Raw genomic sequence first — 23,862 nt, 5'->3', positions numbered from 1 at the left:
GGTTGCGTGAAAGTGCCGTCATACTCGGCAAAACGCAACGGCAAATTGAAAATGAATATTACCTCGTCGACTTGCCGGAATTGCTCGACGATAAGCGCCGAACTGACGCGATACAGAGACTAGCGGACAACCACGCGCAAGTAGCAAACAACGGGCGACGACTCGAAGACGAGGATTACAAAGAATATAGAAACGCGCTGGTACGCGCAGCCGGAATCAAGCCGAAGGAAACGTTTGACCGCGATAAATTCGAGCAACTACGGATGATGGCTGGGAATGGCGCGAATAAAAAATCGTAAAACTTTCCGTTATTTTGGGGATTTCCGTGCGAAACGGCGATTTCGCTAGTAGTTACCTTATAGGAGCGTTTAACTTGCGAGGGTGTTACGCGAAGTTTGCGCAAATAGCGGAGAGGGGCGATTGTTAATGGAGGAAAAATACAACCGAGCAGGAACTAAATATACTGTAGATGAGGGTGGGGAAATTACCGCCAAAGTATGTAGTATCTGCGATAGCTTAAAAAGCCTTAATGAATTCCATAAGACAAGCAAAGGATTTGGCGGGAGGATGCCTAGGTGTAAAGTGTGCAGTTCAGAATTTAGGTCGTCTTACTATCAGAGGAATAAAGAATCTGAACATCTGTCTAAAGCTATGTGGAGAGTCACTAACAGGGAGTCGGAATCCGCGAGAACCGCTAAATGGTTGGAGAAAAATCCGGACTACCCGCGAATATATAGAGAAGAAAACCGAGCCGAAGTTTTAGAGAGGAACAATAGATGGAGAAGGGAAAACCCGGAAAAGATGCGCCTCTATAAGCAAATTAGACGAACCCGAAAATCCTCACTACCTTATAAATTTTCCGAAGATGACATGTCCGAAATGGCTTCTTATTTTGGTGATAGGTGCGCGCTAAGTGGGGAAGTTGTGGTGTGGCACTTAGATCATGTTATCCCGCTGTCTTGGGGGTGCGGTGGTACAGTAGTGGGAAATATATTACCTCTCAGACCGGATCTGAACAGTTCTAAAAAAGATAAAAATGTCTTTGAATGGTTCGAAGTAAACAAGGTTAGGTTCGGATTATGTGAGAAAAAGTTCGAAGAAGCTATTGATTATATCGCGAGCAAAAACAATATGTCATTAAGTGAGTACAAATCGTTTTACACAGCATTACATGACAACTTTAAGTTAAACGAGATCGCCAATTAAGGCGGTCTTTTTTTGTTGTTCATTTTACGAAAGGAGGTAACTCATGTCACAAGCAAGCGCAGGAGAAATAAAAGCGCGCCTAAACGATTGGGCAGTTGCGAGGTAACTCGCTTCTTAAAACAGCGTGTGAATTCGGGGAAACCTACGGCGCAAGCTATGGCAATCCCGAGCCGAGCCGCCGACGAAAGTCGCGGAAGGTGTAGAGATCAGTACACGGAGCCTAACGCGAAAGCTACGGCAGTAAAGTACCACGAGCGCACGCCGTCCCATTGCGGACGATGATATGATCCCATCCTCGCTACGAAAGTTCGAGGGCGAGATAAAGAACTCGCCGTAAGGTAATGAACATTGGAGAACGAGCAATTTCGCAAGGGAATGGAGCAGGCAAAACGCGATATGGACGCTAATACTTCTTCCGCGGAACGTAATAGGAAATCGTTACAAATGATTGAACGCGGGGCACTAGCCGTCGGTGGCGCCGTCGTAGCGGCAATCGGCGGAAGCGCAAAAGTAGCGGCGGATTTCGAGCAGAGCATGGCGCGAGTCGCAGCAATTACCGGAAGTACTGACGAAGAGATGGCGCAATTAGAGAGCACCGCAAGAGAGTTAGGTAGTACCACACAATTTTCGGCATCCGAGGCGGCAAGTGCGATGGAATTCCTAGGAATGGCAGGATTTTCCACAAATGAAATTATATCCGCAATGCCCGGAGTATTAAATCTCGCAGCAAGCGCAGCGGTTGACCTCGGGTTAGCTTCGGACGCCGTTTCCAATATTATGACGGGTTTCGGTATGTCTGCTGAGGAAACGGATCGGGCGGTAGACGTATTAGTTGCGACAATGACTTCCGCAAATACGAATCTTCCGCAGTTGGCGGACGCGATGAAATACGTTGCTCCGGTTGCAGCGTCCCTCGGTCTTGATATCGAGGAAACCGCCGCAGCTATCGGAAAAATGAGCGACGCCGGAATTCAGGGAAGCCAAGCCGGAACCACAATGCGTGCGATGCTTTTATCTCTCGCCTCGCCAACCGGACGCACGAAGGATGCGATGGAAGATCTCGGCATCTCAATTACCGACGCAAATGACGAAATGTTGCCGTTGTCCGAAATTATCGGAGTCGTATCGGATGCCATGGAAGGCATGACGGACGTTCAAAAAACGCAATATGCCGAAATGCTCGTCGGAACACAAGCGGCGTCCGGATTCCTCGCGTTACTCGAAGAAGGCGAAGATGGCCTTGCGAACTATACGGAAGAACTCCGAAACTCCGAAGGCGCGGCGAAAGAAATGGCCGACACGCAAAACGACACGGTAAACGGGGCTTTCCGCGAATTTAAATCGGCGATGTCCGAAATTGGTATCTCGATTGGCCAAGAATTTCTCCCGGTCATACGGGATGTCGTCGAACGCGCCACGGAATTAACGCGTAAATTTGGCGATCTCGACCCGGCAACCGTCGCGTTAGGCTTAAAAATGGCGGGAACAGCCGCAGGGGTGACGCTGGTAGTTACGTCGGTAATAAAGCTAGGTACGGCGATACGCGGATTATACGCGGCAATGGGGCCGGCCGGTTGGCTAATTCTCGGATTATCCGCAGTAGCAGCGGGCGTAGTCGCGTGGAACGATCGGTCGAAGCGAGCAGCGGAAGTAAATGCCGAAGTTGCGGACGCTACGATTGAGCAAGCGGACTCGCTCGAATCATTAGCTGATCGTTACGATGAATTGCGAGGCAAGTCGCGCTTAACTACGGATCAAATCGGTGAGTTACTCGATATACAACAGCGGATGGAACGAGAAAGCGACCCCGAAGAATTGAAGAAACTCGAAAATGCGTACGATGACATCGCGGAAAAGTCCGGGTTATCGAAAGACGAGATAAGCGAATTACTCGCGGTGAATAACGAGATTATCGAACAAACTCCGCACGTAGAGCAGACGATGAGCGAGCGAGGTAATGCGGTTGTTGATGCGACTGACGCCGTGCGCGACTATATCCAATCCTTACGCGATATGGCGTTGGAGGAATTGCAGATGGAACGTATTGCCGCGCTTGAGCGTGAGGCGGAGTTGCGTAAGGAACATCGCGACGATTTACTTGAGCAAGAAGAGATAGGAAAGCGCCTCGAAATCCTAACGGAATCGCGAAATATGTCCGAGGATGAGCGAAGGGATCGGGTCAGTGAAATAAACCGTTTAATTAATGATGAATTCGCGACTGGCGAGGAACTTGTTAAATTAGAACGGGAACGCGACGTATTAATGGAATTACACAAAACCGGTATGGCGGAAACTCACGGAAAACTACGGGAACAAAAAGAGGAAATCGACGGAAAACTCGAATTGCACCAGGATGAGATCGATAAGCTCGGGGTCATCGACGAAAAGATTGCCGGAATCCTCCTTACGGAAATCGGTATTAACGAAGTTGGAGAAGAAGGCCTCAAAATAGCCGACGAGAAATTACAGAAACTTCGAGATGAAAAGGCGGAAATCGAGGAGCAAATATCGAAAGAGGGCGACAAACACGGTGTCCTCGGAATGCAAGTCGATACGCTCAATGAGCAGATCAGCAAGCACGAAAATATCGTCGGACAGATCGAAGAGGAAACGGGGTTGAAATCGGATATTCTCGGTAAGGAAGACGAGCACAACCGTAAGCTTGAGCAAAACCGCGCGCAACTCGACTTAATCGAGGATTCGATGCTCGGAAATACGCGTGCGCAAGAGGGTACAAACGACAAGATCGACGAAGGTACCGCCAAGGCCGGCGAGATGACGGACGAACTCGGCAAGGACGTCGACAAGGCCGTAAATGTATCGGACGGTGGCGACATCGCCGATATCAATCGCCGTGCGTCCAGCCCGGTGACTAAGATCGTCAGCGTACGCGAGCGGCTACTTAATTCGGTCGGACTATCCCGCCACAACGGAGGACCCGTCGGACAATATCGACCGGGCGACGGAGCGCCTGCCGGAAAGTTGCATACTGGCGGTTTAGCTTCGCAACTAATGAACGCGCCGATGCATAACGAGGTAGACGTACGACTTTTGCGTAACGAAATGGTATTGACGGAAGGCCAGCAGGCGAATCTGTTCCGGTCACTACAAGGCGGCGGGCAGTCAACGGGCGGATCGTCCGAAGCATACCTCGCTGAAATCGCGGGCGGTATCGCGCAAATAGAACGTAAGATACAGGAAATTGACCCGAGCTTTACGATAGAGCTCGACGGAGAAGAAGTCGGCCGCAAAGTGGAGCCACACGTTAGCACGAATCAGCACGACAAGCACGGCGTGCAACGAATATTTAACGGAGATTGGGGGCGTTAGACATGGCGGTTACTATACCGAAAGTAGACTCGAATTTTAAGATAGTGTACGCGGACGGCACGGAAATCGACATGGCGTGCGACCTCTCCGTGCTTGTGCGTAGTTTCCGGGTAAGCGCGCCGAATCCGGTTGATTATACGGAGGTAATACCGGGCAGGCACGGCGCTATCCGTATGGGACGCGACTATGGTCCGCGGCAGATAATGGCAGTTTGCGAGTTTTACGTAGGTGACGCGTCGAGCTACAGCACGGCAAGACAACGTATTTACGACGCTTTGTTCAGGCTGGAACCGTATCATATTATCGCGGACGAGGAGCCGGAAAAGCGGTGGACAGTCGAGGCAGATTCGACGTTTACGCCTAGTCGCGTAGGCAGTACCGGAGAGTTTACAATCCCTTTCATCTCAAACAATCCATTTGCGGAATTAATCGATCCAACGTTAGAAGAATACGACATACAAACGCCTATCCTCGTTAAGTCCGGCGGTTCTGTAGATTTGGGCGGTGAGGATTTCAACGGGTATTCTACTTTCGATGCTTCGCCCGTTGAATTCTCTGTCTGGAATCACGGCAACATTACACTTGATCCCCGCAACCTCGACCACCTACTAAAAATAACGGTGGGTGTAGAGGGGGCGCAAGGCGATAAAGTGACAATACAAAACGAGACAACAGGCGATACGTGGAAATACGAAGGTGCGCTAAACGATGGCGACACAATCATATTAAAAGGCGTGCGGTCGATGCGTAATGGGTTAAGCGTGGTTGGGTCAACCAATCGTGAATTGATTTCATTAGCGCCGGGCGAGAACGTCTTTTCTGCCTCTATTGAGGGGTACGGAAAAATTACATTTGACTTCAACGAACTTTACATGTAGGGGAGAGATAACATGCCAAACTTTTTAAATACAGATGGCGATATCGTAACATCAGCAAGGGATGACGGTACAGGCAAGCCGGTAACAGATGTACAACTAACTGGGAGTATTGTTGAGAACGGGTTTAATAAAAAACTGGCGTTTATTGCCACGACATTAGAGCCGGGAAACAATCAGGCGATAGATATAAACAAGTCTATTATTATAGATAGTTTAGTGGTCGATGCTAACAACAATAATTTGCAGTTCGAAATGCAGTTCAGAAACAGAAATGGGCTTTTCGAAGATCGAGAAAGAACATCAATTTCACCGGGTAGTATATCGACCTTGCCGAGATTAAGACAATGCAGACACACACATCCTTTTATCGAATCTGTGGTGTATGATGACCAGGAAAACCGTTATATTTTCAAGCTGAGAGAAAAACAGCGCTTCCCGTTCGGCATTCGTTTTATGGTTCAAAGCCCGCCATCTCCGCAGCCTACAGCAAATATTGCTGTAACGTTGGCGGTACACTATAGGATCACGGAGGTGGAATAATGGTAAAAACACGATATGTAAAAGGAAGAATCGAATATCTAGACACAGAAACAAAATTACACGATGACCGCCGCACGGTAGGGGCGGGAACCAGAATTGATGTTAGGAATTACGATAAAGTCATTCTGAAAGTAGATAAATGTACCAGAGCAACGTTGCAACCGAGAGTAAGCGAGACAGACAATAATTCTGATTGGAGCCATAAAAAGGCGACTAATATATGGACAGGAACCGAACTAGAGGCGATTTATAATATCGGCGAGTACGTTGTAGACGTTAGCGGGTATAGTTACTTCCAATGTAACGCTATTTACGTGCAGCATGAGGTGCATTCCAGTGTAACCGTCCGGGCGGTGGCAACAAACAAGCCTGTTCAAGTTTCCGAAAAAAGACACCAAAAACATTTTAGACCAAAACCACTACAGGCAGAGAAAGAGGTTCACATCCCGCAACCTGATAGCGGAACTTTTTTCGCTACCGACATTACAGATGATACAATTTACGGATACTACCGGAGAGTTATTGTTAAAACAACGGACGGCGGGCAAACCTTCACCGAATTGTTTAATCGATGGGAAGATGATTCGTCGCCTTACCCTACAATGGTAAAGAAATTGAATGATGGAAAAGTAATGGCAGGATACAACAACGGTGAAGTTTATAAAATGGAGGATGCGGCGAACGTTGAACCTGAATTGGTTTTACAAATGCCTGTAGGTCGCATCGGCATCGACAGCATTGATATTCACGAAAACCTCGTTTTACTGGGTGAGTATGGACTTAAAGTGTTGCCTAACAATTCGCGCAGAGTTTGGATCAGTACAGATCACGGTGATACCTTCGAAAAAATATTCGAGGAAGCTCCACGAGACGACTACCACATTCACAGCGTAAAATATGATCCGTACCAAGATATTATATGGCTTGCGGTGGGCGACACGATAAACTCAAACGTCTATTGGTCAATCGACAGGGGTAAGAATTGGAGTCGTGTTTACGAATGGGGCGAGTGCCCTAACCAGTGGACAGCCATTCTCCCACTAGCGAATTGTGTATTATTCCTTAGTGACAACCGGCATACAAGTGTTTATAAATGGGACAGGAACAGAGGGATAGAAGATAGTATAAGCAGCCATAGAAATATTGAAATTGAGATAGCCTACACAATTTCAAGAGAAGTATTTGACGTTGAGCCTGTGGCGCATTTCGGCTGTACAGACTACGACAATTCAGCAGCCTATTTTGGTTTTATCCAGTTGAATAATGCTCGCTATTTACCTAGTGTTGTCTACGGTACAGCAGACGGTGACAAGTATTATCCTGTATGCATTGACCATGAAATCCCTTCTGTACCAAGTGGAGGCATTAGAGGTGTTGCAGGCCCGAACAGCAAAGGAGAAATTGTAACTACGGTTGTGGACGGCGAAAAAAATAAAATAGTGGTTATTAAAGTACCTGAGTGGATTGAAATATAAAAATAGGAAAAAACACCCTAAATGTGTGATATAATTTTCAAATATTAGATATAGTTTAGGGTGTGTGTTAATTGCAAATTGCTTTGAATCTCGTCTTGATCGCAAGTATTCTAAAATCGATTGTTTCCTCTTTGAAGGAACAAAAGGTTATTGGGCTTATTTTTATAGGAATATTGTCAATTACACTCCTGTCCATTATTGGCATTGGTCAGGGGAGAATGGTAATTTCCTATGGAATACTTTCTTTAGCTTTGTTTTTAATTGTTTTTTATTGCAAATCATATGTTAAAACCAAGATCAACCTTTTAGGAATTATACTTTTGGCTGGGTTCCTCTCGGTATTTCTGCTGTCTTATTTTTATTCGCCTGCTGCCACATCTGAATATGGATTGTGGAAAATGAGGCAGTTTGTCTTTTTGGCTTTCCTTCCTGCGTTCTTGATTCTAATCGTAGGTAAATTAAAGAAAAATGAAATGACATTGATTGAAAACTTTATCTTATTTGCTTGCTTTGCCACGTCCTTGGTTGTATTGTACAACACATTTTCGGATGGTGGATTAGCTGGACTGCAGGCTGACTGGTTTAGTCGGCAATCTATCGGAGAAATGAACCCAGTATGGTTAAGTAGATTTCTCGGTTTAGGTCTATTGGTTTTACAGGCACCTCGTTTCGAAAAAAGACCTGTAATGGTATTCGTTTTAAGTATTGCGCTTGTAATTACGGCTTTGCTCACTGGCTCAAAAACAGTTCTTTATTTTACACTTCCGATAATTGTTCTGTACAGATTGTTTAATAGTGGTATAAACAAAAGAACCGTATTAAGTGTGCTGGCTCTAATCGGTGTGGTCAGTATGGTTGCGATGTTTTTGAACACAATTAACAGTGCGGCGCTTATCCAGAGATTTAGTCTAGAATCTGGGACAATCGGCATGCGTGAAACAATGATGCAATCGACTTGGAATGCGTTTATCGGTAGCGGCACTTTTAACACTCTTTTCGGACATGGTGGGGGTACCGTTGCAAGCAGTATGGGGTATGGGTATGTGAGAGAATACCCGCATAATCTCTTCCTTGAAGTTTTATTTGAACTCGGTTTGATTGGATTCTTTCTGTTGTCCTTTCAGACGCTATTGGCGATTTTGTTGTTTTTAAAAGGATTAAGGAACTGGGTGTTTTTTGCTTACATTCTTCATGTGCTTTTTTCTTTTACGAGCGGTGATCTCGCATCGAATAATCTAGTGTTTGTGTTTTTTGCACTTTACTTGGTTTCCCAAAGGGAAAAGGACATTAAGGTTAAGTACAGGTTGAAATGGTAACTAACGGTGTACCAGTTAGTTGCAGAAAGGAGGGATAACCCTGCTTACAATAACAGACTTAAACGGAGATATCGAAAATCTCACGAATATAAAAGGCTTTACTCTGAACCGGAAAGTAAACGGTGATCGGAGTATAGCCTTTTCTTGTATTCCCGATGAATCAAACGAGCACGCCTTCGGAATGATCGACGGAGAATCATCTATCGAATACTCGAACGCACGCTACGTAATTAAACGCGTCAACGAAGGTAACTCCGGTCACAAGTCCGTTAAGCACGCGGTAGCTATCCACGAGTTTTTCGACACAATGCGACGACGCCCCGAGCGCCGCATCCTCAACGGCAATCAGTCGTTTAGTGCGATTCTTGCGTTTATATTCGAAGGCACGCCGTACACGTTTAACATCGTTGACTCGTACAGCTCCGAACGCGTCGAGGACTTCGGCAACACATCGAAATTGACGTTGTTTAAGCAAGCGCTCGAAATTTACGGCTCGGAGTTTACCGTACTGGGCAATTTAGTCACATTGCGGAGGGAAATCGGCGCGAACGTCGGCTTCCAATTCCGCTACGGATACAACGTTAATGCGATAAACGTATACCGCGATACGGACGACCTTGCCGCGGTTATCCGTGGTTATGGCGGAGAACCCGACGAGGACGGTGTTTACCCGGTCGAAGTAACATACGTGTCTCCCCACGTTGACATAATCGGCGAGGAAAACGAAGCACCTCCGGTATATAACCGCGACATTACGAACGAGTCGGAAATGCTCGATCTGCTAGAAGCGACGATTATCGACGAGCCGCAGCTTTCCATTACGATAGATATTGCGGACTTGCGCGCGGATAACCAATTTTACGAAGTAGTCAACGAGGGCGACCGCGGTTATATTGTTTATGAGCCGATGGGATTGACGATAGAGGCGAGAGTGGTCGAAATAAGCGAAACTTTCGACGCGAACCTTAAGCCGATTAGTACGAAGGTTACTTTGTCGAATATCCGCGAGAGCATCATCGACGACTTTACGCGATTCTCGAACACGTCCACTCAAGTTAACCGGATTATGGGTGGGCAGGCGAAATTACCATTTAACGTGCTGGACGATGCCGTACTTAACGCGACACGGGCGCTACAGTCGGCACAAACGGAGCTTGTATTCGAAAATGGAATTCTTGCGATTGAAAAAGAGAATCCGAACGAAGTCGTTATCTTTAACTCGAAAGGGATCGGGATAAGTAAAGACGGTGGGCAAACGGTTACGACTGCCATGACCGGCGACGGAATGGTAGCGGATGTTATTACCGGCGGGCAAATTAACGCAAATAACGTGACGATTTACGGGGGCGACACGGAAAACTACACTCGTATAAGCGGAGCCGACATTGAATCGCGCGGTAGTTTTACGCGAACGTGGTTCGGCGAAACGAAAACACACGATGTTGCGTTCCAATTTCGGAATGGACGTATGCGAGTAGAAAATTTTAACGAAGATAAACGTCTTTATTTCTCGGACTTTGGTATATCAACATTTCTTCGAGGATATGACGATGAAAGCGACAACGCGGAGTTCCACGGCTCGGGTGTTATCGAGTTTTTCTCGCATATGTACAACCCCGATGTACGTGGACTGACGTTATTCTCCAACCGCGGGACAATCGGATTGCGGACAATGACCCGTGATATTATCCTAGACTCGGACCGTAACGTTGAGATTATGGCAAGTCGGGGCACAATTACACTCATGCCGAGAGACGATAGTCGTTCTGGAAATAACCATTTCCGTTTTAATGTAAAGGATAATGACGGCCCTAGCGATACTGACGGGTGGATACAATACGGTAGCCCTAACACGAATTACGGATCGGGCTTACGATTCCAAAAAACGTCGGTTGGCGAACCCATGCTATGGGTTACAAACGGAAACGGCGATAAGGGTAGCGGTAGTCTATGGGCGAATAAATTATTCGGCGCACTGGAAGCAAAGGTTAGTAGCGCATATGTACACGTTGACCACCGATTACGCGTAACGAGCATGTCGGGCTACAATGGTGATAGCACATCATACAGGCCGATAGAGGCGTCCGGAATTATGACAGGGCACACTAACCTTTATCTTGGCGTAAGTGGAACAGATAATGGAGAGGTACGAGTTACGAACAAACTACTTCGGAATGACGGTGATACAACCTATTACCCTATCCGAGCAAGCGAATACCGCAACGGGTCGAGTTTGCAGTACAAAACAAACATAGAGCCTTTGGAGGATGACGGACGGTACGTAATAAATAAATTAGAAGTCGTTAAATACTTTCTTCAACAAGACGTAGACAATGGGGTATACGATAATGAGCAAGTTGGGTTGATTAGTGAGTTTAGCCCCGAGGTCGCCACGAAGGATCAAAAAGCGATTATCATTTATAAACTCTTAGGATACGCAGTAAAAGCTATCCAAGAACAAGATGACATTATATTAGATTTAAAAGATCGAATAGAAATATTGGAGGGATCAGAGGATGAACCAGATACAACCGGACAATCAGAAGATAATTGATTCTTTGCTAGGGAGAATCCAGCAACTTACTTACGAATCTGCCGCAAAAGACGCAATCATTCGCGAATTACAGGAATCACAAAACGAAAGCCAATCCGAAACGTCCGCCGAATAGGGCGTATTTTTTATGTCCGAAAAAGGGGCGGTGACACACGAAATGTCCGATAATCTCGACGAAACGAAAGAGCTTCTCCGTATGGCGATGGATGTCCGAGAATCAATCGCGCGACTCGACACGAAGGTCGACCGACTATCCGAAATACAAAAAACGGCAGAGGACGCAAAGGAGTCCGCTAATAGCGCCCATGGGCGTCTGGATTCGCACGAACACCGTCTTGTCGAAAACGACGAACGATGGCGAAATGATCGCACAGAAAAGCGGTGGATATGGGGCTTATTTTTTACGGCAGTAATTGCGGTTAGTACCGCGTTACTGTCGATTCTTTTATAGGGGGACGATAATATGACGAAATTAATCGCACTGGACGCAGGTCACGGAAAGAACACGTACCCGCCTTCGAAGGGTGTACCGAAGATGCCGGAGTTTTCGTTTAACTCGGCAGTTGTCGGATATGCAAAACCGCTCTTCGAGGCGAACGGGTTCGACGTTTTATTGACGCAGCCCTTGGACGGGAATGACGTTGCCCTCCGTACGCGTACGAACGAAGCAAACGGGAAGAAGGCGGATTTATTCCTCTCGTTTCACGCGGACTATACCAGTAACAAAGGTGCGCGCGGTCACTGGGGATTCTATTGGCACACGTCAAAAAACGGTAAGAAGCTAGCGGATATTTGGCACGATGAGGTCGCGAAGGTACGCGGGGACAACCGCCGCAATAATCAAGCGTCAAAGCCGGGCGCATGGACGAATTTCCACGTTGTCCGCGAAACGAATATGCCGGCGGTGCTAATGGAGCACGGATTTATGTCCAACGCTGAGGACTTAGCGTTGTTACTCGATGATGATTACCGACGCAAGTGTGCGGAAGCTGCGTGCCGAGCGGTGTGTCGTTACTTCGGACAGCCGTATAAATCCGTTAAACCTGCGCCTAAAACGGGAGTAAAGGACGAGGTAGCCACGCCGGCACCGGCAAAGCCGAAAAAGCCTACGCCATCATCTCGCGCAACCGTCCGGCGGGGATCTCGCGGAGCAGACGTTCGATACGTGCAACAACGGTTAAACACGCTAGGATTCAACGTAGGTACCGCGGATGGTATATTCGGTCCTAAAACGGAAGCAGGCGTCAAGGCGTTTCAAAAGGCGCGCGGAATCGGAGTGGACGGAATAGTAGGTCCGCAAACGTACGGCGAGTTAGCTAAAGCAAACCCGAAGCCAAAGCCGAGTTTACCGAACGTTGTCTTACGCGCGAACCGACCGTACCCAAGCGGTGCTAATGTGCGCGCCGTACAGGAGTCATTAGCTTCCGTTCATTTCTACCCGGAAAAAGGTGCGAGAAATAACGGAGTAGACGGAGTGTACGGACCTAAGACAGCGGACGCCGTACGTCGATTCCAATCGGTTCACGGCTTGACTACGGATGGCGTGTACGGACCTAAGACACGCGCAAAATTAGCGGAGGTGATGTAGATGGATTTCGCAGCAGAGTTCGCGCCGTACGTAGGTTTAGCGGTCGTACTATATGCTATCCGGCAAGCAGGCGCAGTATCTAACGCGTTAATACCGGTAGTGGCGATCGTTCTAGCCGTGCCGTTCGCGTTTTGGGAAGCGGGCGGAGTTTCACCGGATGCGTTGATGGTCGGACTACAGTACGCGTTGCTTGGCGTTGGAACAGTGGCGGGGATAAAATATTTCCTCGAAACCAAAGCGGAAGATAAACGTAATTAACGATACAGGCGAAAAGGTGCGCATAATTGCGTGCCCTATTGCCTATACATAGAATATGCGGTAATATTTAGAAAAAGGGGCGATTACGATGAAAATATTTATTTTTGCTATATCGGCACTACTATTAGTCGGTTGCGCGTCGACACAGTCGGGCGACTTAGAGCCGTTGTCGGACGAAGAGAAAGAAGCGCGTCAGGCGGAGGAAGAGGAATTGTTCCGCGAGGAAGTTTCGAAAGACTTGTACGATGACACGAAGCAGGTTAAATCGGTAATTTACGAAGCTTATCGCGAAGGGCGCAATTTAGACGACAGCGAAAAAATCCTTTACGACGATTACATGCACAAATACGACGATTACAGCGTGTTGAACTGGTACGAAGGGGAAATACACTCGTACATCCGCGAATTAAACATTGCTCTTATGCGGTATAATCGCGACGATCCCGTGCTAGATAGCGAGGATTCGCATTTAACGAATTTTCAACGTACGCTTAAAAAGCTGCGCGACACTCTCGATAAAGTAGATACGTACTGAGCCCGCTACGGCGGGCTTTTATTTTTTTTGTTTTATTCGAACGTTTGTTCGTGTATAATATCGATAAGGGGGCGGTATTATGACACATCGCGGTAAATTCGGAGACGGCTCGCAATGGATTACGAAAGATTATTTCGATGATCGGCTTAATGACCGCGGCATGGTCAAATGGCAGCCGATAATGATCCCGGAACATGCCGCATTGTTACGGAAGAGTCGGTCGGAGTATGGTAAATCGCCAAAACCGGAACTCGACGAACAGGCATACGAAGAAATCAGCCGAACGGTAGCGGAAGCAATGGCGGAAAACCGCCCGCTAACCTTTACGTATTGGCGCGACGGACATACGTACGATATCACCGCACATTGCCATTATTGCGATGCCCAGCGGAAGGAGTTTCGGTTGATCGATTCGGAAGGTAATCGCGAGCGGTTGTCGTTTGATTGCGTAATTAGCGTTGAATAACGAAGACCCGCTCGGTTAATTCCGGCGGGCTAAATTGCGTGTAGTTTCGTATTTAATTACGTCATCCTCGAGAAACAAAGGCAGGCGTCCGTTATCGACTCGTGTGTGCTCCGGAGGGAAATCGGCGTGGCGCCGCGACCAGTTATTGACGACCTGCCGCGAGACGCCCCACCTTGTGGCTAGATCGGACTTTGCGTAAAGCTTCGGTATCATTTAAATAGATTTCGCATGGTGCGGCCGGCAGCCTTACCGGTAGCACGCCGACCAATACGTTTACCGACAGTGCCTCGTTTGACCGCGCTCGCATCGTTCCATATTCGCAAGAATTTGTAAATTGCGGATTTTGCGCCCATTCCGATCGCCTCCGTTTAATATAATTTCGCGATAACTTTCGCGTTTTTGATAACGATTTCTCCTTCGTCTAAAGCATCGTCCTTATTCGTAATTTCGTTGCCTCCGATGATGTACGCGTGATATACGTTGTGCAGGCTTTCCGCGTCTTTATCCATGTCGCGATCGTTGTAGCCGAGCATTGCGTCGTATTCGATGTGCCATGCGCTAGTTCCGTCAAGCTCGAACATTTCTTCGTACTCTTCCGTTCCGTATTCCGGAAATTCCCGCTCATCTTCGCGGTCGAGATTGTGCCGGCTAGTTTCGCACGTTTCGCCTTCCTCGCGTTCCTTGTCTTCGAATCTTAGTCCGATAAAATCGTATTTCGCTTCGTTCTGTTCAGCAATTTCGTGCGCCTTTTCGAGCATTTCTTTTACGGTCATTCCGATCGCCTCCGTTTGATTTATTAATTGTAGTATATCCCAAATCGTTTACATTGTAAACACTTTTTCGGAAGTTTTTTAAATTATTTTTAGCCGACGTTAACTCTAACAGTCAAGCTCCGTAAAAACTCGCTTACATCCGTATATTGTCGCACCTTAAACCCCTCCGTCTCAACTCGATACTTTTGCGTAGAAAATAACAGTACATAGGGAAATACCGGGTTTCCTTTCGGCTGCCAGTCGAGTTTACGCCAATCCTCACTATCATAATACGCTTGATACCGCTCAAATTTCTTCGCCATGACCCGATCGCTATAAACGGACTTTTGCACCTCGATAAACAACGGCATTCCTTGATACACCGTAAATATATCAGGTCTCACCTCGACGTCATCATACCGGGGCTCCACCGTAAACTCCCGCACCTTGCCCGCCTTTTTCAGCGCGATATACACGTCCGCTATTGCGAGGTAATGGTCGATTTTGTTGCTGTCGCGTTTGATAGGCGCGGGGTTGATCATGTACACGTAAGGCTGCCGGAAAGGGGCCACGGTTAAATACCTGCGGTCTCTTAATCGTTTGAGCGCCGTATTTGCGTTGGTATGAGGTTTACGGCAGTGCCCGAAATAGAGCTCCGAAATTTGATCTCGTGACAAGCACCGGAATTTCGTAACCTCATCTATAATCGTTTTATATCGTTTATTCATCATCAATCAACCCCACCATAAATTCTTCGCCGTCTTCCGGCGGCTGTTCCGCGTATTCCTCGGACTCTTCGCGCTCAACTCGGTAAGGATCGAGCAGTTTTCGCGCTTCTTTATCCGTGAGATAAGGCGCTTGTATTAACGTTAAATCCTCGAGTTTTAAATACATCCGCCCGCGTTCTTCGATGCTAATATCCTTCGCGTCCTGCGTACCTATCGTTATTCGCGAGTTAATGCCGTCCGAGTGTCGAAAAGCCATTCGCACCGTGAGGTTATTCTTCAATTTTCCGTCAAGCACGTTGCGGTCCGGACGTTGCATCGAGAGCAAAAGAAACACGCCAAGCGCCCGGCCGATTGCGGATATCTCTTCGATTCCTTCCATTATTACATTTTCCTTCTGTAGCATCGCGACCTCGTCGATACATAGCACAATGTATTTCGGGCGCTTGTCGGCTGGTAATTCGTCCACATGCGTCACTTCGTGTTCATCGAGTAAGTCGCCGCGCCGCTCCATCTCCTTTCGCAATTTCGAGACACGCGATTTAAGCTTCGCCGTTTTCGTCATTACCTCGGGAACATGTTTTACGCGTTTAAATATGTGAAATTCCGACCGCTTTAAATCCGCCATGTACAACGTTAATTTGTCGGCGCCCACGTTACGGATTAACGTTGTAATAATCGACCTTACCTGCGTTGACTTACCGGACCCCGTTTCGCCTGCGATTAGTAAATGCGGGTACTCGGCCATGTCGTAGCTTACCGTTTCCCCGTATCGATCCACTCCGCAAAGGATAGGGAGGCGCATATCGCTTAGTTTTGACGGTAAATCAACACGTAAATAGGGCGCGGATGACGGTAGAGACCTATAGTATACGGTAAGTGTAAAACGCTTAATTTCCCCGTCAAATTCAAGCTTATCGCCAAAGACCTGCCGGAACACATAATCCTTTTTCGTAAGATCTCGCGGGTCTAATCCGGTCGGTAACGTAAATACATACTCGCGACTGTCACCCGTTTCTCTGACCGAATGAATTTTCGGATATATTCGCCCCTTCTTGCCGTCGAATCCATTGTATTCGCGGTAAATCTCCGCAACGGTAAACGCCTTCTTTAACTCCGCTTTGAGTCGTCGCTCCTCTTTAATCTTCGTAAACTTCGCTATCATGCACATAACCTCCTTCGTCATTTTATTAACGGATTGAAAAACGTCAGAACGATTAGCGCGATAAGTAACGTAATCGGCATGAATAATCGCATAAATTTCACGATGCCCTCTGCTACATGTTCATTATCTCGTCGAGCAGCGACCATTTCCGCCGCAGCTACACCAAGACCGAGCAGTCCGGCACCGACGATGATAAACGAGCCTACGTCTATAATACTGACGCTAGCTAACGTGTAGTCTTGCGGGACTGGTTTCGGTATCCGCTCATTTCGGACAAACTCTCGAAAATCAACCGTTGTAATTTTCGTACTATTCCGTTTCATAAAATTTCCTCCGTTTATTTTCGTATTTGACGTATACTCTCGCGTCATGTGGAATCGAACTATTCATCACTTAGGCTTAATCCTTATATAAAACAACTATAGCCATCTGATTTTCTCCTTTTATTTTCTTACATAGTTTCTCTTTTAAACTCGTTCACAAGTAGCCTTAAATTTCATTCCATCCACTTCAAATTCAACGACTTTAGTGCAATAGTTAACAACACACCTTTTAAAATCTTCTGTTACGTCTTGTTTATCTCCAACCCACATATCATTTATGATTTCTCCCGCGTATACATTCTCAGTTAAAGGTGATACGCCAATTCTTATTGACTTCATTTAATTTCACTCCCTCATAGTTTTCTTTCTACTGTTCACCAAAATTTACATGACCGTTACATCCATCCTCCGCTTCGCTCCGTCTTCCACTTTAAACAGACTTCGTAAATCCTCGTATTATTCCGTTGTACAAGATAAAACCTCGGTACCATTACTATAGTAGAAACTCGGGTAATGACCGGTGTAGCTACCGCAGTCAGCGGCGCCAGCCGACCGTGGTAGCGACTACGTTATATACCTATGCCGTACCGCTCGTACATGTTTCGCAAAAGTTTAGGCGGAAGGTCGTATAAATTTGCGATACTTGGACGAAACTGCCGATAAGGAGGCGATAATATGTTCGCAGAATTATTCGGATTAGGAAAAGCACGCAGCCAGTTCGGTCGGCTACTTGATGATTACGATATTACGCAAAAGGAGTTCGCGAAGCTGTCCGGGATCAGTCCGAACACATTGACGAGGTTATGTACGGACAAGCACTATGAACCGAGCTCGAAAGTAATACGGAAGATTGCGAGGGGGTTGCAGCGTGCGAGGGTCGACGAAGACGTGGCGGATTATTTCGGGTAAAGCGCTGCAAAATTTGACGAAAAGTGGTGCTGCGTGGTATTATCGTGAAGTACGAAATAATTGGCGGTGAATTAACGGGGAATAAACGTTGAATTACTGCGGTTTTCCGGGGAATTGGCGGATGAATTGACGAGGGTATATCGTACCTTCCGGCTGGCAGCGAAGAGGTCAGCGGTTCGAGCCCGCTATGCTCCACCATACTATGTGAACAACGACGCGGTTTCTCGTTTTAACGAGGGGTTGTGTCGTTTTTTTTCATTGTCTAGCTTTAGCTTTAGGTATCCGGGCAATTTGTCTAAACCGCGGAACATGATAATGAAATGTTTATTATATTCAGAAATTTTTTTTGTGAAATCAACTTTATTGCATCTTTTCTTTCTGCTTTCTTGGAATACATCTCTATAAGTGGTTGAAATAAATTGTTCTAAAACTGTTATTCCACGCATTGTTTGGATTTAAATCCTTGTCTATAGTCCTTAGGAGTACATCCATTGGTTTTCTTAAAAACCTTCATAAAGTGTTTAGGATCAGTATATCCTACCCTTTCGCTAATTTCATAGATTTTCAATACAGGGTTTTCTAGGAACATCCGTGCTTTTTCCATTCTTACATTCGTTAAATACTTTAAAAATGATTCACCTGTCACAGTTTTAAAGAGTTGACCTAAATAATGGTCACTCAAGTGCACTCGTTGTGCTAACTGTTTTAGTGTTAAAGGCTCCATGTAGTTGGTATTTATATAATTTAAAGTGCTAGTAATTACTCTTTCTTGTTGTGTTTGACTTTGTGAAATTTCTTCTATATTATCCACAATAGGCTGATTGGGCTGAGCTAGATATTCTTGTAGCACTTTATTCACAGTTTCTAATAACTCGATTATATCAATCGGCTTTAATAAATATCCTCTTGCATTATAACGTAGCGCTTCTTGTGCATAAGTAAATTCTTCAAACCCACTCATTATAATTACGTTAGTTTTTATTTGCTCATTATAGATGTGTTTCGTTAAAGATATCCCATCCATTTCTGGCATGCGTATATCTGTTAAGATAATGTCTACTTTTTCTTTTTGTAACCAAAATAAAGCTTCTTCCCCGTTTTCAGCGGATCCTACCACATCAATGTTCAGATCTAACCATTCATCCATATGCTTTAAACTATCGGTAATCATCCAATCATCATCAACTATTAGCATTTTATTCATTTATTTCACTCCTATTAGGGATGGTAATTTTCACCGTGGTGCCTTTTTCTACATCACTATCAACCGAAATTCCATAAGAACCACCATAATGTAAATTAATACGTGATTGGACATTATATAGGCCAATTCGTTTTTTATACTTTGTAAGCTCCTTAGAATTGTCCTGTAATCTGCTCCTGATTTCATTAAGCTTAGTATTACTAATCCCCACTCCGTTGTCCTTTACTGTAAAAATAATAAACTCTTCATCCAAATGCCCCTGAATGTCAACTTCTCCTTTTGTTTTAAGAGGCTCGATACCATGTGAAATAGCGTTTTCAACAATAGGTTGAAGGATCCACTTTAATATGTGCTTATCGTATAAGTTATTGTCAATATTTATATTGAAGTCAAACGAATGTCGCATTCGCTTTTGTTGAATATTTAGATAGTAATTAATATACATGATCTCTTGATGAACAGGAATTTTTTCTTCAAAAGAACTAATACTTAAGCGTAATAGTCTTCCTAGTAACACAATAAGATGACTAATTTCATAATCTTTTTTCTTTCTAGCTAATGAATTAATCGATTCTAAAGTGTTATAGATAAAATGTGGATTGATTTGTAATTGCAAAGCTGTTATTTCTGCTTCTCTCTTTAACTTTGCCTCTTTAGCTACTGAACTGATTAAAGCTTTAATTTGTATAAGCATATGATTAAATCCTTTGGCTAGGTCTCCGATTTCATCTTTTGAATTTGTAATGAATTTTTCTTCGAAGTTGCCGCTTTCGACTTCTTTCATTTTTTTCTGTAAGTTATAAATAGGATTTGATATTTGTTTTGTTACGAATAATGAAGCAAATATACAAATAATTACAGTAATAATGATCGTATAAAGGAAGAAGTTTCTAGTATCATAGACTGGTTTAAAAAAACTTACGACCTCGAAGTACTCCACGATCGTCCAGTCGATTGAAGGGATCCTTTGTTTGTAAATAATAAACTCTTCGTTTTCTTCATTTCGAATAATATCTCCGGAATCACTAGAGGAGATTGTTTTATATGAAAAGGTAAACATTTCATTTTCGGAGTAGACAATTTTGTCATTATTATAAATAATCGTTCCTGCTATGTCAGCTCCCTTATACTTAATATTCGGAATATTAGAAATATACTCTTCTGTGAAATCGATTATAATGAAACTAGAGTTTAATTTATTGTCCCACCCTTGATAAACAAAGGAGTAAACGGGTGTCTGTTTGTTACTGTATTTTCTGTTATGTGGAGGAGTAAGGGCCGGGTGAGATAGAGCTTCTATCGATGGAAACCAGTCAGATTGATAGAAAGTGGTTGCGGTGGTGTTGAGCGCCAATGGGTAGCCATAGTTGTAAATGAAATCCGATTCATTAATGATGGTGATGCCTTCGAATGCTGGAAATATATTTTCAATACTGACTAACAATCGATCTAACTCCAGATATAATTGCTGGTGCCTTCGATAGTTGTCATTTCCACTAAAAGTAGAAAACACTTTATTATTAACAATTCCGCTGCTTAATCTTTCTAAGTCATGATAAAGCTGGTCTAATGCGTCTACTTTCTGCTCAAGAATATAATTTGCATGATAATCTAGATTATCCGTCATGCTTTTGGAGGTGTTATTGTACGTAATTAGTCCGACGATACTTAAAGGAATAATGGAGATGGTTAACAAACAAAATAACAATTTAAAGAATAGAGAGTGAAAAAACTTCATAAGTCACCTCCTTTTTGCAATTTTATACGAGATTACCTCTTTTTCTCTCTGATCATTATTTAGATACTTTCAGCCTACTTCCTATGTAAGTGTTTGTGAGGAATTATAATGATATATTTGAGTACTATCAACCTTATCGACAAAAAAAGATAGTTTAGGGGAAATTTTTTACCCACTTTTATCACAGAAACGCCCTCTTTCAATTCATTTTGAAAGCGCTTAATATAAATTTTAACCGATGCTAACTGTAAAAGAAAGTTTGCATTAAAAAAAGGAGGTATGAATAATGATACAAACGCTAATGAGAAGGTCATTGTTATTTATTTCTTTATTGCTGTTGGTAGGTTTAGCTGCATGTCAGTCTCCGTCAGGGGGCTCGAGTGTGGAAGTAGAGAGTAATGAGCAAGCAGCAGAAGAACAAAATGACGGTGGTCAAGAACAGGAGGCATCAGAAGATGAACAAAATACGCTTCAGTTACTGATTCCAAACTATTACAATGATGTGGAACGAGATCAATGGAGGCAGGTAGTGGATCGTTTCAGCGAATTAAATTCTGAGATTGAAGTTGTATTAGAAACAGGCGATGTTCGGGTCGAGTCTGGAAGTTTAACAGCATTGTTACAGTCTGAAGTAAACACCCCTGACGTACTTCTTATGAATGCTGGCCCAAGTCGTATTTCCGTTTTGTCACAGGGCGAATTAATTAAACCGCTAGATGACATATATGAAGCAAACCAATGGGAGAATGCTGTTCGTCCATTTGCGTACGACTTGATTGCAGGTGGCGACCATATCTATGAAGTACCTCATATGGTAGATGCAATTGCCCACTTCTATAACATCGATGTGTTTGAGGAATACGGACTAGATGTTCCTGAGACTCCTGATGAATACATTGAAGTATTAGAAACGTTATCTGCAGAATCTAGTATTGATCCAATTACAGTAGGCGCCAGAAATGGTTATGCAATTGGCTGGTTATTTGGGGCTATGCTAGAAGCAAAGGCAGGAACAGAGAAATTGGAGGAAATTTTCTTTGAAGATGGGAAGTGGAATGATCCGGAAGTAGTGGAAGTAGCAACGGCTATGACAGAATGGCTGGATAAAGGCTATATTTCTCAAGATGCTGTTACATTGCAAGAGACAGACTCAAAGTTTAAATTTTTAAATAAACAAGCTGCAATCTATACAGGTGGTACGTATCTTATTACAGATTTAGCGGAAGAAGGTTTGCTAGACAGTGTAGGATTCTTTATGGCACCATCCTTTATAGATGGGGAAGAAGCAAAACCAACAGGTGGAATTGGCCAATCGTGGGTCGTTCCAAAAGGTGCAAAAAATCAAGATGCGGTTGAGTTATGGTTAGAATTTATTCTTTCTAGTGACTATGCAGAAATTGTCTATAGTTTCCCAGACTATAACTTTATCCTCGCATCTACTGATTCTATGGATGTAGAGCCTGTTGGCAATGTTTTACGAGCGGCAGCAATTGACGTTGCGGACGGATCAGGTTATAACCCAAGTGTATTTATCGGCGTGGAAACGGGTGAAGCCTACTTTCAAAACTTACAAGGGTTGGTCGGTGGATTAACGACTCCAGAAGAAGCAATGAACGCAATTGAAGAAGCGGCTCAAGAAGACAAAGCAAACGGGTTCCAATTAAAGAGATAGGATCACCATGATGTAGTATAGTGATTCTAATAACAAAGCGAAGGTGTTTTCTAAAAGTATAGAAGGCACCTTCGTTTTCTATTATTCATTCATTTTTATGTGATTCTACCCACTTTTATCATCGAAATAGCTCCTTTTATTCACTGAAAAATCAGATTATTATTTTATGTAAAGAAACAAATATGGGAGGGGATGAAGTTATTTATCACATGCATTAGACCCAATTGTGAATGCGCTTTAAAGTGTTCCGAAATTAACCAGGGAGGGGAGTTTGCTTATGAACATGAATTTACCAACTGTAAATGTAAGTGCTCAAAATCAAAATATAGTCAGAGGGCAAAGGAATAATAAGATAAAAAGATTTGCGGTTATTGCATCCTTTTTATCACCAGCGCTGATTCTTTATGGAGTTTTTATGCTTTACCCAATGGCAGATGCCGTTCGTTATAGTTTATTTGATTGGAACGGGGCATCACCAACAATGAACTTTGTTGGTATAGAAAATTATGCAAGATTAGCAACAGACACTCTCTTTTTTAGAGCCTTAGGTAACAATCTATTGTGGGTTGTCCTAAGTTTAACACTAATGGTTATTCCAACTTTAGTACTCGCTGTGCTTATTAGTAAGGTAAAGAGAGGTAAAACCTTTTTCAGAGCAGCCTTTTACCTGCCAAGTGTATTGTCCCTTGCAGTTGTAGGGGTATTGTGGTCGAAAATTTACGATCCGACAATGGGGCCGATTAATATTTTCCTTCGGGCAGTTGGGTTCGATTTTATGGCAAGAAACTGGCTTGGAGAGCAGATGTTTGTCATTCCTGCCTTAGTGATTGCTAGTACGTGGGCGTTTTATGGTTTGTATATGATTTTATTTTTAGCAGGGTTACAAAGTATTGAGCCGCAAATGTATGAAGCAGCAGATATTGACGGTGCGGGTCCAATCAGAAAGTTTTGGTATATAACAGTGCCAAGCTTGCGCAATACAATGAACGTTGTCATTAGTATGGTGATCATTCATGCGCTAAAAGGTTTTGCGCTAATCTGGATTATGACTCAAGGTGGCCCTTTCTACATGAGTGAGGTTGTATCAACCTTAGTTTATAAAACTGCATTTAGCATGAACCAAGTTAGTTACGCGACAGCACAAAGTGTAGTATTAGGGATTATCATTATTATCTTTACGATCGGATTTAACTACTACAGAGAAAGGACTGAGTAATGGTGGAGAGAA

Annotated in this window: 24 protein-coding genes; 17 read left to right on the top strand and 7 right to left on the bottom strand. The window is 44.4% G+C overall.

Going from position 1 to position 23,862, the window contains the following annotated elements; translation table 11 throughout:
- The first annotated feature begins 2 nt into the window (after positions 1 to 2).
- The 14 genes from CDZ94_RS09505 (at position 3) to CDZ94_RS09445 (ending at position 14,146) form a co-directional block, all read left to right on the top strand.
- Entirely contained in the window at positions 3 to 299 is a 297-nt protein-coding gene (locus CDZ94_RS09505) for a hypothetical protein (RefSeq protein ID WP_096436486.1), read from the top strand.
- A gap of 127 nt (positions 300 to 426) precedes the next feature.
- The gene (locus CDZ94_RS09500; protein WP_096436484.1) at positions 427 to 1,206 is read left to right on the top strand and encodes a hypothetical protein; all 780 of its coding nucleotides are present in this window, start codon (positions 427 to 429) and stop codon (positions 1,204 to 1,206) included.
- Positions 1,207 to 1,554: 348 nt separating this feature from the next.
- The gene (locus CDZ94_RS09495) at positions 1,555 to 4,536 is read left to right on the top strand and encodes a phage tail tape measure protein (protein ID WP_096436482.1); all 2,982 of its coding nucleotides are present in this window, start codon (positions 1,555 to 1,557) and stop codon (positions 4,534 to 4,536) included.
- 2 nt (positions 4,537 to 4,538) lie between these two features.
- The gene (locus CDZ94_RS09490) at positions 4,539 to 5,414 is read left to right on the top strand and encodes a phage tail domain-containing protein (protein ID WP_096436480.1); all 876 of its coding nucleotides are present in this window, start codon (positions 4,539 to 4,541) and stop codon (positions 5,412 to 5,414) included.
- 12 nt (positions 5,415 to 5,426) lie between these two features.
- Positions 5,427 to 5,954: a hypothetical protein gene (locus CDZ94_RS09485; protein ID WP_096436478.1), complete on the top strand. Its 528-nt coding sequence runs from the start codon at positions 5,427 to 5,429 to the stop codon at positions 5,952 to 5,954.
- Positions 5,954 to 7,429 (top strand): WD40/YVTN/BNR-like repeat-containing protein, encoded by a 1,476-nt coding sequence (locus CDZ94_RS09480; protein WP_096436476.1) that lies wholly within the window; start codon positions 5,954 to 5,956, stop codon positions 7,427 to 7,429. The genes CDZ94_RS09485 and CDZ94_RS09480 overlap by 1 nt, the downstream gene beginning before the upstream one ends.
- A 131-nt stretch (positions 7,430 to 7,560) precedes the next feature.
- Positions 7,561 to 8,745 (top strand): O-antigen ligase family protein, encoded by a 1,185-nt coding sequence (locus CDZ94_RS09475; RefSeq protein ID WP_157911732.1) that lies wholly within the window; start codon positions 7,561 to 7,563, stop codon positions 8,743 to 8,745.
- A 19-nt stretch (positions 8,746 to 8,764) separates the two neighbouring features.
- On the top strand, positions 8,765 to 11,299 hold the full coding sequence (locus CDZ94_RS09470) for a phage tail protein (RefSeq protein ID WP_096436472.1): 2,535 nt from the start codon (positions 8,765 to 8,767) through the stop codon (positions 11,297 to 11,299).
- A complete protein-coding gene (locus CDZ94_RS21310; RefSeq protein WP_157911731.1) occupies positions 11,262 to 11,414 on the top strand; it encodes a hypothetical protein in 153 nt (50 codons plus the stop codon). The genes CDZ94_RS09470 and CDZ94_RS21310 overlap by 38 nt, the downstream gene beginning before the upstream one ends.
- A 12-nt stretch (positions 11,415 to 11,426) precedes the next feature.
- Positions 11,427 to 11,750 (top strand): hypothetical protein, encoded by a 324-nt coding sequence (locus CDZ94_RS09465; protein WP_096436470.1) that lies wholly within the window; start codon positions 11,427 to 11,429, stop codon positions 11,748 to 11,750.
- Positions 11,751 to 11,762: 12 nt separating this feature from the next.
- Complete coding sequence (locus tag CDZ94_RS21835) at positions 11,763 to 12,887, top strand: N-acetylmuramoyl-L-alanine amidase (protein WP_096436468.1); 1,125 nt, start codon at positions 11,763 to 11,765, stop codon at positions 12,885 to 12,887.
- Positions 12,888 to 13,145 (top strand): hypothetical protein, encoded by a 258-nt coding sequence (locus CDZ94_RS09455; protein ID WP_096436466.1) that lies wholly within the window; start codon positions 12,888 to 12,890, stop codon positions 13,143 to 13,145.
- Positions 13,146 to 13,233: 88 nt separating this feature from the next.
- Complete coding sequence (locus tag CDZ94_RS09450; protein ID WP_096436464.1) at positions 13,234 to 13,680, top strand: hypothetical protein; 447 nt, start codon at positions 13,234 to 13,236, stop codon at positions 13,678 to 13,680.
- 79 nt (positions 13,681 to 13,759) lie between these two features.
- Positions 13,760 to 14,146, top strand: coding sequence for a YolD-like family protein (locus CDZ94_RS09445; RefSeq protein ID WP_096436462.1), 387 nt, complete (start codon positions 13,760 to 13,762; stop codon positions 14,144 to 14,146).
- Between the two features lie 368 nt (positions 14,147 to 14,514).
- Here the strand turns inward: CDZ94_RS09445 and CDZ94_RS09440 are convergent, their stop codons facing one another.
- The 5 genes from CDZ94_RS09440 to CDZ94_RS09420 form a co-directional block, all read right to left on the bottom strand.
- Positions 14,515 to 14,919 carry a hypothetical protein gene (locus tag CDZ94_RS09440; protein WP_096436460.1) on the bottom strand — a complete coding sequence of 135 codons (405 nt, stop codon included), beginning with the start codon at positions 14,917 to 14,919 and terminating at the stop codon, positions 14,515 to 14,517.
- An 89-nt stretch (positions 14,920 to 15,008) separates the two neighbouring features.
- Complete coding sequence (locus CDZ94_RS09435; protein WP_096436458.1) at positions 15,009 to 15,629, bottom strand: replication-relaxation family protein; 621 nt, start codon at positions 15,627 to 15,629, stop codon at positions 15,009 to 15,011.
- Positions 15,619 to 16,788 carry an FtsK/SpoIIIE domain-containing protein gene (locus tag CDZ94_RS09430; protein ID WP_157911730.1) on the bottom strand — a complete coding sequence of 390 codons (1,170 nt, stop codon included), beginning with the start codon at positions 16,786 to 16,788 and terminating at the stop codon, positions 15,619 to 15,621. The genes CDZ94_RS09435 and CDZ94_RS09430 overlap by 11 nt, the downstream gene beginning before the upstream one ends.
- A 17-nt stretch (positions 16,789 to 16,805) precedes the next feature.
- A complete protein-coding gene (locus CDZ94_RS09425) occupies positions 16,806 to 17,111 on the bottom strand; it encodes a hypothetical protein (protein ID WP_096436454.1) in 306 nt (101 codons plus the stop codon).
- Positions 17,112 to 17,255: 144 nt separating this feature from the next.
- Positions 17,256 to 17,450 (bottom strand): DUF7446 family protein, encoded by a 195-nt coding sequence (locus CDZ94_RS09420; protein WP_096436452.1) that lies wholly within the window; start codon positions 17,448 to 17,450, stop codon positions 17,256 to 17,258.
- A 336-nt stretch (positions 17,451 to 17,786) separates the two neighbouring features.
- On the opposite strand from CDZ94_RS09420, the gene CDZ94_RS09415 reads away from it, so the two are divergent.
- Entirely contained in the window at positions 17,787 to 18,020 is a 234-nt protein-coding gene (locus CDZ94_RS09415) for a helix-turn-helix domain-containing protein (protein ID WP_096436450.1), read from the top strand.
- Between the two features lie 433 nt (positions 18,021 to 18,453).
- Here the strand turns inward: CDZ94_RS09415 and CDZ94_RS09405 are convergent, their stop codons facing one another.
- Both CDZ94_RS09405 and CDZ94_RS09400 read right to left on the bottom strand, forming a co-directional pair.
- Positions 18,454 to 19,224: a response regulator transcription factor gene (locus CDZ94_RS09405; RefSeq protein ID WP_096436446.1), complete on the bottom strand. Its 771-nt coding sequence runs from the start codon at positions 19,222 to 19,224 to the stop codon at positions 18,454 to 18,456.
- A complete protein-coding gene (locus CDZ94_RS09400; RefSeq protein ID WP_096436444.1) occupies positions 19,217 to 20,962 on the bottom strand; it encodes a sensor histidine kinase in 1,746 nt (581 codons plus the stop codon). The genes CDZ94_RS09405 and CDZ94_RS09400 overlap by 8 nt, the downstream gene beginning before the upstream one ends.
- 286 nt (positions 20,963 to 21,248) lie before the next feature.
- Here CDZ94_RS09400 and CDZ94_RS09395 point away from each other — a divergent pair, with 286 nt between their 5' ends.
- Together CDZ94_RS09395 and CDZ94_RS09390 are read left to right on the top strand one after the other, a co-directional pair.
- Positions 21,249 to 22,634: an ABC transporter substrate-binding protein gene (locus tag CDZ94_RS09395; protein WP_096436442.1), complete on the top strand. Its 1,386-nt coding sequence runs from the start codon at positions 21,249 to 21,251 to the stop codon at positions 22,632 to 22,634.
- Positions 22,635 to 22,911: 277 nt separating this feature from the next.
- On the top strand, positions 22,912 to 23,850 hold the full coding sequence (locus CDZ94_RS09390; protein WP_096436440.1) for a carbohydrate ABC transporter permease: 939 nt from the start codon (positions 22,912 to 22,914) through the stop codon (positions 23,848 to 23,850).
- The last annotated feature ends 12 nt before the right edge of the window (positions 23,851 to 23,862 follow it).

The sequence above is a fragment of the Alteribacter populi genome, from assembly GCF_002352765.1.
Taxonomy (GTDB): Bacteria; Bacillota; Bacilli; order Bacillales; family Salisediminibacteriaceae; genus Alteribacter; species Alteribacter populi.
The sequence above is the reverse complement of the archived record's forward strand: the minus strand, read 5'-3'. Positions and strand labels throughout refer to the sequence as shown.